Consider the following 13,024-nt stretch of genomic DNA (forward strand, 5'->3'; position numbering starts at 1 on the left):
CCTCACTGTCCGTAACCATAGGACTTGATGATCGCGGCCGCCTTCGCACCGCGCAAGAATTCCGCGAGCGCACGCGCCGCGGGCTTGTCGCGGCCCGCCGCGAGGATCACCGCATCCTGGCGCAGTGGCGCGTGCAGCCCGGCCGGCACCGGCCACGCGGAGCCGCTGGTGAGCCGGCCGTCGGCCCACACCTGCGACAGCGCGACGAAGCCGAGTTCGGCGTTGCCGCTGGCGACGAACTGGTGCGCCTGCGCGATGTTCTCGCCGGTGACGAGCTTCGCGGCGAGCGCATCGGCCACACCCAGCTTGCGCAGCGCCTCCAGCGCCGCCGCGCCGTAGGGCGCAGTCTTCGGATTTGCGATCGCGAGATGCGCGAACGCACCGCGCCTGAGCACGTCCCCCTTGCCGTCGACCACGCCGGGCTGCGCCGACCACAGCACCAGCTTGCCGATCGCATAGGTGAAGCGGCTGCCGGCCACCGTCGCCCCCTCCTCCTCCAGCTTTGCCGGCGTCGTGTCGTCAGCGGCGAGGAAGACCTCGAAGGGCGCACCGTTCCTGATCTGGGCGTAGAACTTGCCGGTGGCGCCGAACGCCAGCTGGGCCTTGTGACCGGTGTCGCGCTCGAACTCGGCGGCGATCTTCTGCATCGGCGCGGTGAAGTTGGCGGCAACCGCGACGCTGACTTCAGCGGCGTGGGCGGTGGAAAGGGCGGCCGCGGCGGCGAAGCCGGCGGCAAGGCGGATAAAACGGGCTTCCACGGCAGGACTCCTTTCGCAGGGGTTGGATTGGTCGATGCGGTACTCAGTCCCAGGTCGCGAGGATCACGCTGGACGACTTGAACATCGCGCAGGCCGGCACGCCCACGGCGAGCCCGAGCGCCTCGCAGCTGCCGTGCGTGACCACCGCCGTGACGGTGCGCCCGGACAGCAATTGCAGCGTGACCTCGTCGTTGACCGAGCCCGCGTGGATCGCTGCGACCTCGCCTCGCATGCGGTTGCGCGCGGTGATGTGCAGGTCGCCGTCGGTCATCAAGAGCACCGACGAGGACTTCACCAGCGCGCACACCTCCTTGCCGATCGCGAGCCCTAGGCTCTCGGCGCTTTCCTTCGTGATCACCGCGACGATCTCGGTGTCGCGGTCGAGGCGCAGCCGCACCTCGTAATCCACACCGCCGTCGCGCAGGCCGGTGATCGGCCCGGTGAACTGGTTGCGGGCGCTGGTCTTCATCGCCATGCGGTGCATCAGGGCCTGGAACTCCTTGATGCCGACCGGCCCGATGTCGTCGAGCCGCCCGGCGAGCCGGTCGAGTGCCTGCTGGTATTCGATCTCGAGCGCGCGGTACATCGCGACGATGCGCCGGCCGTACTCGGTGAGCTGCGTGCCGCCCCCCTGCCGCCCGCCGGTGACGCGGCTCACGAGCGGCTCGGGCGCCAGATTGTTAAGTGCATCGACCGCATCCCACGCCGCCTTGTAGGACAGCGGCACGGCCTTCGCCGCCTGGCTGATCGAACCACGCCGGTCTATTTCCTCGAGCAGCCGGATGCGCGTATCGGACAAGGCCGCGCCGACGTCCGTCTCGATCGCGAGACGGCCGATGAACCGGTGCGAATCCCGGTTGATCATCGTGGCATCTCCATTTATATGTTAATCGCTATATAGCGAATGCCATGCCAGAGACGCATGGCGTTATGGTTGCGCCTGCATCGTTGGCGAAAGTACAGTGTTTGCGCCGATGGTCACGCTTGCTGACATCGTTTTATATGTAGCTAATGATACAACGAGTCACAAACCCGACAATCCTTACGAACGAACATGACAAGGAATCCCGCCATGAAAGTCAGCGCACGCAATGTTTTTCGCGGCACCGTGAGCGCCCTGCGTCCCGGCAGCGTCAATGCCGAGGTCGAGCTCGCCCTGGCGGGCGGCGACCGCCTCGTCGCGATCGTCACGATGGAAAGCGTGAGGACGCTCGGCATCGCGGTCGGCAACGAGGTCGTCGCGCTGGTGAAGGCGCCGTGGGTGATGGTGATGACCGACGCCAGCGGCGTGCGCCTGTCGGCGCGCAACTGCCTCGGCGGCACGGTGAAGTCGGTGGCGCCCGGCGCGGTGAATGCGGAGGTCGTGATCACGCTCGCGAGCGGGGCGGAAGTGGCCGCGATCGTCACGAAGGAAGCGGTGGGGGAACTGGGCCTGAAACCGGGCGTGGCTGCCACGGCCGTGATCAAGGCCTCGCACGTCTTCCTCGGCGTGCCGACCTAGAACTTTCGTGCAATACGTCACGCGCATCGGAAGCCTAAGGTCTTGAATTCTGCTGCCATCCCGTTCATGCTGCCGGCGCATAAGATATATGTAACCAATAAGAACAAGACGAGGCTCACGTGCCCATATTCACGGCGCGGGACTATTTGATCCACAAGGGAGACGGCTGGTATGACCAGGGGGATTAAGGGCGCGCGGGACGCCAGGCAAACGCTCGCCGATACGCGGGAGCGCAGCAGCGCGGGTACTGCGCTCGCCGGCCGCCGCCACGTCATGCTCGGACTGCTGGCGACCCTCGGGCTGTCGCTCGCCGAACGCTCGATCCCCGCCGCGCTGGCCTCGAGCGCGGCGCCACTCGTGATGGGAATCTTCCCGCGGCGCCAGGCGACGCTGACCACGGAACTCTACGCACCGCTCGCCGCCTACCTCGGGCGCGAGCTCGGGCGGGAGGTCCAGCTCGTCACCGCGAAGGATTTCGACGCATTCTGGGACGGCGTCGAACAGCGGCGTTTCGATATCGTCCATTACAACCAGTTCCACTACGTCCGCTCCGCCGACAAGTACCGCGTCATCGCGCACAACGAGGAGTTCGGCACCGGCACGGTCGCCGGTGCGCTCTACGTCAGGAAGGACAGCGGCATCAACGCGATCGCGCAGCTGCGCGGGCGCAAGATCGTGTTCGGCGGGGGCACGGACGCGATGATGAGCTACATCCTGCCCAGCTACCTGCTGCTCGAGGCGGGGCTGAAGCCGGGCGACTACGAGACGGTGTTCTCCAAGAATCCGCCCAATTCGCTGATTTCGCTGTACCACGGCCAGGCCGACGCGAGCGGGGCGGGCGACATCCTGATCGACCTGCCGGTCGTGCGCAACGCGATGGACACCAGCACCGTCACTCACCTCGGCATGACCGAACGCGTGCTGCACCTACCCTGGGCGGTACGCAAGGACATGCCGCAGGCCCTCGCCGCGCGCATCCAGGCGCTACTGGTCGAACTGCCGGCGCGCGAGGAGGGGCGCGCGATCCTCGCCCGGGCCGAGATGACCGGCTTCGGCGAGGCGCGCGACGCCGACTACGACCCCCACCGCCGCATCATCCGCAAGGTCATGCCGTCGATCGACCTCCCGCGCTGAGCACGGAGAGCGCCCTTGCGCCTCGCGAGCAAGTTCATCCTCACCGTGGCCGGCATCCTGTCGGTCACGCTGGCGCTGAACGCCTGGTTCTTCCTGCGCAGCCAGAACCACCTCCTGGAACAGCAGCTCAACGAGCGCGGCCGCGTGCTTGGCCACCTGATCGCGCTGATCAGCCCCGAGGCGATTCTCGGCCTCGATTTCCTGACCCTCAACGCTTACGCGCGCGAGGTCAGCCGGCAGCGTGACGTCGTCTATGGTGTGATCGTCGACAATGACGAGCAGCCGCTGACGTCCTACGTGAACGGCGACGATCCGCACATCCGCAGCAGCCTCGGCGTCGACGGGCCGACGCCGGATCATCTGCCGCCGCCCCGCCTGCAGACACTGATCCGGGAGCTCGCGGCGCTGCCCGACGTGATCCCGATCGAGTTTCCGATCGCACACGACGGTCGCCCGCTGGGCCGCCTGCAGGTCGGCATCAGTCGCGCGGAACTCGCCATGCAGGCGCGCGAGCAGCTCCTGCAGCAGTTCGGCATCTATGCGGCGATCATCCTGTTCCTGAGCGTCGCGATCTACCTCGTGTTCCGCTACAGTGTGATGCGTCCGGTGCAGCGCCTGATCGAGGTCTCGCGCGACGTCGGGCGCGGCGAATTCACGCTCGTCCCGGTGACCTCGGGCGACGAGCTGGGGCGCCTCGGCGAGACCTTCAACGCGATGACGCTCGAGATCCAGCGCGAACAGGCCAAGCTGCACCATCAGGCGAACTACGATTCGCTGACGGCCCAGCCGAACCGCATGCTCGCGGTCGAGCGGCTGCAGCAGGAGATCCGTTCGGCGCATCGCCAGCAGCAACGCTTCGCGCTGATGTTCATCGACCTCGACGACTTCAAGATCGTCAACGACACGATGGGGCACGCCGCGGGCGACCGCCTGCTCGCGCACGTGAGCGCACACATCCGCGCGCGCCTGCGTGACGAAGACACGCTCGCGCGGCTCGGCGGCGACGAATTCCTGGTGCTGCTGCCGCGCCTCGGCCAGGCGAACGACGCCCGGGACGTCGCCGACCGGCTGCTCGCTGCGGTGGCCGAGCCGGTGACGCTCGACGGACGCGAGGTGGTCGTGCATTGCAGCATCGGCATCGCACTGTACCCCGACGACGGTGAAACGGTCGAGGCGCTGATGGCCAACGCCGACAACGCGATGTATCAGGCGAAAAGACCCGGACGGGCGCCGATCTGCTTCTTCACCGCGGAGATGAACGCCCAGGTGCACGAGCGCCTGCGCCTCGAACAGGATCTCAACAAGGTCATCGCGCGGGGCGAACTGCAGCTCGAGTTCCAGCCCATCTTCCGCGCCGCGGACGGCGCCTACGTCGGCGCCGAGGTGCTGCTGCGCTGGTGGCACCCCGAACGCGGCTTCATCAGCCCGGCGACCTTCATCCCGCTCGCCGAAAGCACCGGCCAGATCGTCGCGATCGGCGAATGGGTGCTGCGCGAGGCAGGGCGGCAGCTGCGCTGCTGGCTGGACGCGGGACTCGCGCCGGGCTATCTGGCGGTCAACCTTTCGCGCGTGCAGCTGCGCGAGGACCTGGAGCTGCTGATCCGCGAAGTCCTCGACACTAACGAATTGCCGCCGCAGGCCCTGGAGCTCGAGATCACCGAGAACATCCTGCTCGACGACCACCAGCAGATCAACGCGGTGCTGGGACGGCTGCACGCGCAGGGGTTGAGCTTCAGCCTCGACGACTTCGGCACGGGCTACTCCTCGCTCAGCTACCTGCGCCGCTTCTCGTTCGACACGCTGAAGATCGACCGCAGCTTCGTCGCGCCGCTGTGCGACGACGCCGAGGCCGCCGCGCTGGTGCGCGCGATCGTCGCGATGGCGCACAGCCTCGCGCTGAAAGTGATCGCCGAGGGCGTGGAGACCCGCGCACAGATGGAATTCCTCCGGGACCTGCACTGCGACTACCTGCAGGGCTACCTGTTGTCGCACCCGCTCGACGCCGAGCACTTCACCACCTTCCTCACCCGCTGCGCACGCGACTCCCTGCCCAGGGACAGCGTGCCGACGTTTGTCCAATGAGCCACAGTCAGCCCGACGCCGCGCTCGCCGCCATGCGCAACCGCCAGCGCGCCATACGCCAGGCACGCCTCAAGGTCGTGCTGCGCGGCGCACTGGGCGCCGCCACCGTGGTCGGCTTCGTGCTGTGGGCCCATTTCGCCTCCGGCCGTCCGATGTTCTCACCGCACGGAACGCCCGAAGCCGGCTGGGAGGCGTTTCGCGACGCCTATGGCGTCAACGCCTTCGGCCGCGACGGCTATTTCGTGCGCGCGGTCCAGAACGGCTACAACCTCGTGTACCACACGCACAAGTACGCCTGGCGCTTCACGCGCAAGGGTGCCCATGACCATCCGAACGCGTGCAGCGACTGCCACGGCGCGGAAGCGCTGGCGTACGCCTTCGCGGCCGGCGACCGCTTCGACGCGCGGCTCGGGCGACGGGTGTCCTTCGAGGAGCGCGTGATGCGCTGCTATGCGACGCATCTCGACGGCTTCATCCCGACGATCCACGAGCCGGCGGTACGCGACATCCGCATCTTCGCCCGCATGGTCGCCCACCACCTGCAGCTCGGCGAGGGCGCGCTGGAGGGCGCGCGGTGAAGCCGCTCGCGCCGGCCTGGCGGAAAGCAGTGCGACTCGCGCTGCTCGTCGGCGTGCTGCTCGCACTGTATGCGCTCGCGCTCGCGAAGCACGACGAGCGCGAGCGCATCCGCGAGCAGCCCGTGACGCTGACGCCGGGCTGCTCCGACAAGCTCGCCCGCTACGGCCTCGCGGCCGGCGCGACCTACGTCTCGCCCTACGCGCTCGCGCGCACCGGGCAGGCGATCGTGCGCCAGGGGTACAGCGAGGAGGACGTGCGCGCGATCCAGCGCGGCTGCAACATCATCGACGACCTGCAGGGACAGCTCGCCGCGGACCCCGCGCGCGAGCGCTGGAACGCGACGCGCTTCGTGCGCGGCACCCACACCAGCTGCGACCACTGCCACCAGGGCATCGGCGACAAGCAGACCGCGGCCGGCGTGCCCCAGACCGGCTCGCTGAGCCTCGCCGGGTCGTGGGTCATGGCCGACATGTATGACCAGTTCACCGGCATCCTGCTGCCCTACGAACTGCGCCAGATGCAGTGCTACATCAACTCGTCGAACGGCTTCAAGCCGAACATCGCCGACGACCTGATCCGCGACGTCACCGCGTACGGGCGCTTCCTCGCGGCGGCGCTCGACCTGCGCTTCGGCAACCGCTATCCGGAACAGGGCATCGACGAAATCACCGCATCGCAGACCGACAAGCGCGGCGACGACTACGTGCGCGGCGGCGCGCTGTTCCGCGAGAAGTGCGCGCGCTGCCACGGCCCGCAGGGCCTGGGTACGGTCGTCGACGGCAAGGTGCTGTTTCCGGCGGTGGCCGGGCCGAACGCGTTCAACCTGCAGTCGCGCAACAACTTCTCCTTCGTGTCGACGATCCTGCCCGGTTTCATCTGCCGCAACATGCCGCTCGGCGAGGAAGGCTCGCTCTCCAACCAGGATTGCCGCGACATCGCCTTCTACGTCAGCAACCTGCCGCGCCCCGCCGGCGACAAGCAGGGGCCGCTCGCGGCGCTGTGGCAGCAGCTGATGATGCGCGTGATGCCGCCGCTGATCCGTACCATCGAATCCTGGCAGCGGCCGGGCGAAGCCGTGGGGAACGGGGCATGAACGTGAAGAGCGGTGTGTTCGAGTGGGCGCTGCCGCGCGTTGGCGCGCTCGGCAACGAGCTGCTGATCGGGCTGACGCTCGCGATCGTCGTGCTGCCGCAGGCGATCGCGTTCTCGACGACGCTGGCCGGCCTGCCCTCGTATTTCGGCCTCTACAGCGCGATCTGGGGCGTGCTGTTCACGGCGCTGCTGAACCCCTCGCGGGTGTTCCACGGCGGGCCCAACAGCACGCTGTCGGCGGTCGTCGGCGTCACGCTGCTGCCGGTCGCGCCGCAATTCGGCCCCGACTACATCGGCTACGCGCTGACGCTGTTCCTGCTCGCCGGGCTGATCCAGCTGGTGATCCTCGCGGTGCGGCCGCTCGGACGGATGCTCGACTTCGTCAGCGAACCGGTTGCCAACGGCATGATCTGCGGCATCGGCCTGTACATGATCTTCAAGTCCTTCCCGGCCTTCGCCGGGCTGCCGATCAACACCCAGGTCGAATGGCGCCTGTGGATCGCGTGGCAGAGCTTCCTCGCGGTGCTCGAGATCGGCAACCTGCACGCGATCCACATCGGCCTGATCACGCTGCTGGTGACCGTCGTCACGCGCCAGTTCGCGGCATTGCGCAACTGGGCGATCCTGCTCGGCATCGTCGCCGGCACGCTGTACTCGGAATACCTGAGCGCGCGCCTCGGCCTTGGCGAAACGCTGATCGAACAGACGGCCAATGTCTCCACGGGTTTCGTGTACCCGTCGCTGCCGCTGTTTGCCCAGGAGGCGATGCCCGACATCATCAGCATCATCCCCGGCGCGGTCACGCTCGCGCTGCTGGGCCTGTTCCAGACCGTCGCGGCGATGCGGCGCATGAACCGCCGCAGCGGCCAGTTCGTCGACGCGCGTCACGGCATCTTCGCCGACGCGCTCTCCAACTGCGTGCTGCCCTTCATCTCGGCGCTGCCGACCTGCGCATCGTTCAACCGCATGTCGCTGATGCACGCGATGAACACCGGCAGCCGGCTCGCCGCCGTCTCATCGGCGCTGTTCCTGCTCGCGCTGGTGAGCTTCTTCGGCGAGTTCATCGCGATCATCCCGGTGCCGGCGATGGCCGCGATCATCATGGTCGTCGGCGCCAACATGATCGACTGGTCGGACATCCGCGCGCACTTCCAGCACCGCCCCGAAGCGATCGTCTTCAGCGCGTCCTTCCTGTCAGTTCATCTCTTCGGCCTCTTCGGCGCGGTGATCTGCGGCTCGCTGCTCGCCCTCGCCTACGCGAAGTGGGAGAAGGCGCATCCCAACGTCAGCCTCGAGCACAACGTGCTGCGCATCCGCGGCAACATCTACTACGGCTCACTGCCGGTGATCGAGTCGCTCTACCACCGGGCCAGCACCGACGCGCGCATCGACGAGCTGGTGGTCGATTTCTCCGCGGTCCACCACATCGACCCGGAGGGCATCCGCTGGCTCGCCGAAGTCGGCAGGAACGGGAAGGTGCGCCTCATCGACCGACGCAGCGGGCAGGACCGGCGCGCGGTTTCGGGCGAATCCCCACCCGACCGCAAGCGCCGCGACCGCCGCCGCCGGCGCACACTGTAGCGGCCGCCGCCGGCACTCCCGTGCCCCGGCCGGCACGGCGATCGCGCGCGGATCGAAGACTTACTTCTTCGCGATGGTCGCGTCCTCGACCAGCAGCGGGTACAGGTAGCCCGACCCGAAGTCGCGGTCGAGCTTGACGTTGCCGGTCACGACGACCTCGTCGCCGACCGCGGCCGTGTCCTTGCTCGTGACGATGAGGTTGTTGCTGCCCTCCTCGCCCGAACCGTCGCGCACGTGGACGAAGTTGCGTCCCATGATGCCGTTGTTCACCTTGACGACCTTGCCGCTGACCTGGATCGCCTTGCCCGACAGCCCGGCCTTTTCCTGATACACGGCGGCAACGGTCTTGACGGCGGCATCCGCGGCAAAGGCGGCGGGGGCGACGGAACCGATCATTCCGGCGATGAGGATGACGCGGGTGAGGGCGAGAACTTTCTTCACGAACAGACTCCTGCTGGTGGGTCCGCATACGGACATGAGGGCGATGCTGCAGCCGGCCATTGTATACCGCGCCGAGATCCGATGAATGGCGTTTGCATTTACTCACCCGCCGGAAAAGACCTCCGCCCCCCTGGACGCGGACCGCGGCGGGGGCGGAAAGTGATCAGGGAGCGGGGAGCGCGTGCCGTACCGACCTCAGGCGAGGCGGAAGCGGCCGGCGGTGGTCTGCAGGCGGGCCGCGACGCCTTCGAGCTGATGCGCAGCGGTCGCGGTTTGCTTCACCGCGGCGCTGTTCTCCTCGCTCATCTGGGCGGTCTGCTCGACGCGCCGGGCGATCTCGTTGCTCGCGGTCGACTGCTCGTGTAGCGCGCTCGTGATGTCCTCGACGGCCGCGACGACGTGGCGCGCCTGTTCCGTGAGCGCACCGATGGCGTCGCCCGCTTCGCGCGACAAGGTGTCGACGTCGCCCATGTGGCCCACGACCTTTTCCATGCTGGAGACGGCGTCGCGGGTGACGTTCTGCACCTGCGAGATCATCTCGGTGATCTCCTGCGTCGATTTGCCCGTGCGCTCGGCGAGCTTGCGCACCTCGTCCGCGACGACTGCGAAGCCGCGGCCCTGCTCGCCCGCACGCGCCGCCTCGATCGCCGCATTGAGCGCCAGGAGGTTGGTCTGGTCGGCGATGTCGCGGATCACCGCGACGATCGACGAGATCTGGTCGGAAAACCCGCCCAGCATGCGGATCTGCCCGGCCGTGTGGCTCACTGCGTTGGCCGTGACACGGCCGCTTTCCACCATGCGTGTGACAATCTCGTGCCCTTCGGCGGACCTGCGCCCCGACTCGGTGGCGGCCGCGCGCACCTCGTTCGCATGATCGGAAACCTGGGCGATGCTGACCGACATCTCCTCGACCGAGGCGGCCATCGAGGACGCAGCCTGCGACTGCTGCTCGGTCGAACCGGACAGCTGCGTCGTCGTCGCCGCGAGCTCCTCGCTCATCGACGCGAGCCCTTCGGCGTGCTCCTGCATGTTGGCGGCGACCTCGCGCAGGTTGCCCTGCATCGTGCGACAGGCCGCGAGCACCCTGGCCAGCTCGTCGCGGCCGTCCACTTCGAAGGCATGCGTCAGGTCGCCCTTCGCGATGCGCTCGGCGGCGTCCTGCACGACCTGCAGCGGCTTGAGGATGGAGCGCAACACGAAACCTGCATAGACCGCCAGCGCGACCGCCGCCACGACGGCGATGATGGTGATCTCGATCAGCGTCCGGCTGCGCTCTTCGTCAAAGCGGTGGTCGGCGTCGAGCGCCTCTCGCCCCATCGACTCGGCGACCCTGGCCAACTGCTCGCGGATGCGGCTCACCGTGGCATCCGCCTCGTCGTCGATCGCGTGGATCGCCGGATCGACCTCGTTTCCGGCATTCAGGACGGGCAGCAGGCGCTTTTCGAACAGCACGACGATCGCCTCGACGTTCTTGCGTGCGTCGGCCACCGCCGCCTTTTCCTCGGGCGTATCCGCCGCCTCGGCAAGCCGCTGCAGGTCGCTGTTCGCCTTGACCTGCAGGGCGGCGAAATCCTTCTTCGCCTCGTCGAGGTCGCGGTTGATGATCGTGTCCGCGAAGATCTGGTAGAACTGGGCCCCCAGCCACGAAGCCTCCGCAGCGCTCGACTGCGTTTGCGTGCGGACAAAACCGTCATCCTGGAAACTGGCGAGATGACTCATGCGGTAGAGCGCGATCCCCATCACCGTGGCAAGCATGATGAGGGCGATGGCTACCATGACCAGCAGTCGGTGTTTGACACTCATTATTCGACTCCCCTGACTTCATTGCGATTCGGGGACGGGCGATTGCCGTCCCGCCTTGAGATCTTAACGTCGTGCCCCCGGCGTTATTGAGCTTATTTTTCTGCAAATTCATGCATTTCGACGACCCAGAATGGGCGTCGAGTCGTACGCATCCGCTTCCGGCGGTCGTCCGGATGACATCCAACCGGAATATATACGCTATCGTCATTTATCCAACCGCTCCGGCTGAACGGCAATGCAATAATTGGCATTCGCCCCTGCTTTCCCCCGATTTCCGGAGACCGCGACGATGGCACGCATCCACCCCGAAGGCTGGCAACGCATCCCCGCAAGCGGGGCGCTGGCGCGCGAGCTCGAGACGCTCGCGACCCTTGCCGAAGGTTTGCCCGATGACCACGCGGTGTATCACGGCATCCACTGGACGCGGGTGAACCGCGAGCACGCACTGTTCGGCGAGATCGATTTCGTCGTCGTCGGCCCCAGCGGGCGCATGCTGCTGATCGAGCAGAAGTCGGGCTACCTCGACGAGACGCAGGACGGGCTGGTCAAAGCCTACGCGAAGGCGAAGAAGAACGTCGGCGTGCAGATGGCGCGCAGCGCCGGCCAGCTGCGCGAGCGCCTGGGCGCCTTCCTGAAGGGCCACCAGGCGCGCATCGACGCCCTGCTCTACTGCCCGGACTATGTGGTACGCCAGCCCGGCAGCGCCGGCATCGACCCGGCGCGCATCATCGATGCGAGCCGCCGCGAGCACCTCGTCGCGATCGTGCAAAGCCTGCTGCGCGACGAGGTGCGCGACCGCGTCGTGCTCGATAACATCCACCGCTTTCTCACCGACGAGCTGGAGCTGGTGCCGGAGGTGAGCGCGATCGTCGGCCAGGCGGAGGCGCTATACACGCGGCTCGCCGGCGGGCTGGCAGAGTGGGCGCGGCGCATCGAGATGCAGCCCTTCCGCCTGCGCGTCACCGGCACCGCCGGCAGCGGCAAGACGCAGCTCGCGATGGCGGTGTTCCGCGACGCGCTCGCGGCGGGGCGGCGGCCGCTGTACGTGTGCTACAACCGCCCGCTCGCCGACCACATCGCGCTGATCGCGCCGCCCGGCGGCGAGATCGCGACCTACCACCAGCTGTGCGACCGGGTTCTGCGCGCGCACGGCGAGGTGCCGGATTTCCGCCTGCCCGACGCCTTCGCCCGCATCGAAATGCGCTTCGCGGCGCTCGACCCCGGCGCGGCATGGCGCTTCGACGAGCTCATCGTCGACGAGGGGCAGGATTTCCGCTCGGAATGGCTGGACGCGCTGCTGCGCCTGTTGCGACCGGACGGACGTGCGTGGTGGCTGGAGGATCCGCTGCAGAACCTCTACGACCGTCCGCCCGTCGAGCTGCCGGGCTGGGTGCGCATCACCAGCGAACGCAACTACCGCAGCCCGACCGACATCCTCGACGCGCTCAACCGCCTGCTGCCGCTGCCTCGTCCGCTCGAGGCGGGCAGCCCGCTCACCGGCTCGGACGTCGAGTTCCTGACATGGGCCGACAGCGCCGGGCTCATCGATGCGACCAAGCGCGCGATGACGCGCGCCATCGGGCTGGGCTTCCGCCGCGACATGATCGCGACGATCACCTTCCGCGGACGCGAGCATTCGGTGTTCACGCCCTTCGACCGCCTCGGCGCACACCGCCTCAAGGCCTTCACCGGCAGCTACGACCTGCTCGGCAATCCCGTGTATTCGGATGGCGACTTCCTCATCGACTCCGTCTACCGCTTCAAGGGGCAGGCCGCGCCCTGCGTGATCTTCACCGAGATCGATTTCGAGGCGCTCGACCCGCTGACGGTGCGCAAGCTCTTCGTCGGCGCGACGCGCGCGGGCATGAAGCTGATCATGGTGCTGTCGGAGCGCGCGGCCGGCACGCTGATGGCCACGCCTGCCCGCGGGCCGGAGTCGGCGCGCTGAGCGGGCAAACCGATGCCGTTCGGGCTGAGCCCGTCGAAGCCCCGGCAGCGCGCGTGGACAAGCTCGGGACGAACGACCGGGCCTGAATGCCACATCAATTACGGG

11 protein-coding genes are annotated in these 13,024 nt (G+C 67.7%); 7 read left to right on the forward strand and 4 right to left on the reverse strand.

Going from position 1 to position 13,024, the window contains the following annotated elements; all coding sequences use genetic code 11:
- Nucleotides 1-2: 2 nt before the first annotated feature.
- Nucleotides 3-758, reverse strand: coding sequence for a molybdate ABC transporter substrate-binding protein (modA, locus tag F464_RS0104930; RefSeq protein WP_018988675.1), 756 nt, complete (start codon nucleotides 756-758; stop codon nucleotides 3-5).
- A gap of 43 nt (nucleotides 759-801) precedes the next feature.
- Nucleotides 802-1,623, reverse strand: a complete 822-nt coding sequence (locus tag F464_RS0104935; protein ID WP_018988676.1) for a TOBE domain-containing protein — start codon at nucleotides 1,621-1,623, stop codon at nucleotides 802-804.
- 207 nt (nucleotides 1,624-1,830) lie between these two features.
- Between F464_RS0104935 and F464_RS0104940 the strand changes: the two genes are divergently transcribed.
- The 6 genes from F464_RS0104940 (at nucleotide 1,831) to F464_RS0104965 (ending at nucleotide 8,727) form a co-directional block, all read left to right on the forward strand.
- Nucleotides 1,831-2,259, forward strand: a complete 429-nt coding sequence (locus F464_RS0104940; RefSeq protein WP_018988677.1) for a TOBE domain-containing protein — start codon at nucleotides 1,831-1,833, stop codon at nucleotides 2,257-2,259.
- A 171-nt stretch (nucleotides 2,260-2,430) separates the two neighbouring features.
- Nucleotides 2,431-3,393, forward strand: a complete 963-nt coding sequence (locus F464_RS0104945; protein ID WP_018988678.1) for a phosphate/phosphite/phosphonate ABC transporter substrate-binding protein — start codon at nucleotides 2,431-2,433, stop codon at nucleotides 3,391-3,393.
- Between the two features lie 15 nt (nucleotides 3,394-3,408).
- Complete coding sequence (locus tag F464_RS0104950; RefSeq protein WP_018988679.1) at nucleotides 3,409-5,475, forward strand: putative bifunctional diguanylate cyclase/phosphodiesterase; 2,067 nt, start codon at nucleotides 3,409-3,411, stop codon at nucleotides 5,473-5,475.
- Entirely contained in the window at nucleotides 5,472-6,053 is a 582-nt protein-coding gene (locus F464_RS0104955) for a hypothetical protein (protein WP_018988680.1), read from the forward strand. The genes F464_RS0104950 and F464_RS0104955 overlap by 4 nt, the downstream gene beginning before the upstream one ends.
- Entirely contained in the window at nucleotides 6,050-7,147 is a 1,098-nt protein-coding gene (locus tag F464_RS0104960; RefSeq protein WP_018988681.1) for a c-type cytochrome, read from the forward strand. Before F464_RS0104955 ends, F464_RS0104960 begins: the two co-directional genes overlap by 4 nt.
- The gene (locus tag F464_RS0104965; protein ID WP_018988682.1) at nucleotides 7,144-8,727 is read left to right on the forward strand and encodes a SulP family inorganic anion transporter; all 1,584 of its coding nucleotides are present in this window, start codon (nucleotides 7,144-7,146) and stop codon (nucleotides 8,725-8,727) included. The genes F464_RS0104960 and F464_RS0104965 overlap by 4 nt, the downstream gene beginning before the upstream one ends.
- A 60-nt stretch (nucleotides 8,728-8,787) precedes the next feature.
- Here F464_RS0104965 and F464_RS0104970 read toward each other — a convergent pair whose 3' ends face one another.
- Entirely contained in the window at nucleotides 8,788-9,168 is a 381-nt protein-coding gene (locus tag F464_RS0104970; RefSeq protein ID WP_228214785.1) for a hypothetical protein, read from the reverse strand.
- 195 nt (nucleotides 9,169-9,363) lie between these two features.
- A complete protein-coding gene (locus F464_RS0104975; RefSeq protein ID WP_018988684.1) occupies nucleotides 9,364-10,971 on the reverse strand; it encodes a methyl-accepting chemotaxis protein in 1,608 nt (535 codons plus the stop codon).
- A gap of 289 nt (nucleotides 10,972-11,260) precedes the next feature.
- On the opposite strand from F464_RS0104975, the gene F464_RS0104980 reads away from it, so the two are divergent.
- Nucleotides 11,261-12,919, forward strand: a complete 1,659-nt coding sequence (locus F464_RS0104980) for an ATP-binding domain-containing protein (RefSeq protein WP_018988685.1) — start codon at nucleotides 11,261-11,263, stop codon at nucleotides 12,917-12,919.
- The last annotated feature ends 105 nt before the right edge of the window (nucleotides 12,920-13,024 follow it).

The organism is Aromatoleum toluclasticum ATCC 700605 (genome assembly GCF_000378245.1).
Taxonomy (GTDB): Bacteria; Pseudomonadota; Gammaproteobacteria; order Burkholderiales; family Rhodocyclaceae; genus Aromatoleum; species Aromatoleum toluclasticum.

Coding starts and splice junctions, on each gene's coding strand:
- F464_RS0104935 (WP_018988676.1), bottom strand. CDS start 1,623: ATGATCAACCGGGATTCGCACCGGTTCATCGGCCGTCTCGCGATCGAG.
- F464_RS0104940 (WP_018988677.1), top strand. CDS start 1,831: ATGAAAGTCAGCGCACGCAATGTTTTTCGCGGCACCGTGAGCGCCCTG.
- F464_RS0104945 (WP_018988678.1), top strand. CDS start 2,431: ATGACCAGGGGGATTAAGGGCGCGCGGGACGCCAGGCAAACGCTCGCC.
- F464_RS0104955 (WP_018988680.1), top strand. CDS start 5,472: ATGAGCCACAGTCAGCCCGACGCCGCGCTCGCCGCCATGCGCAACCGC.
- F464_RS0104965 (WP_018988682.1), top strand. CDS start 7,144: ATGAACGTGAAGAGCGGTGTGTTCGAGTGGGCGCTGCCGCGCGTTGGC.
- F464_RS0104975 (WP_018988684.1), bottom strand. CDS start 10,971: ATGAGTGTCAAACACCGACTGCTGGTCATGGTAGCCATCGCCCTCATC.
- F464_RS0104980 (WP_018988685.1), top strand. CDS start 11,261: ATGGCACGCATCCACCCCGAAGGCTGGCAACGCATCCCCGCAAGCGGG.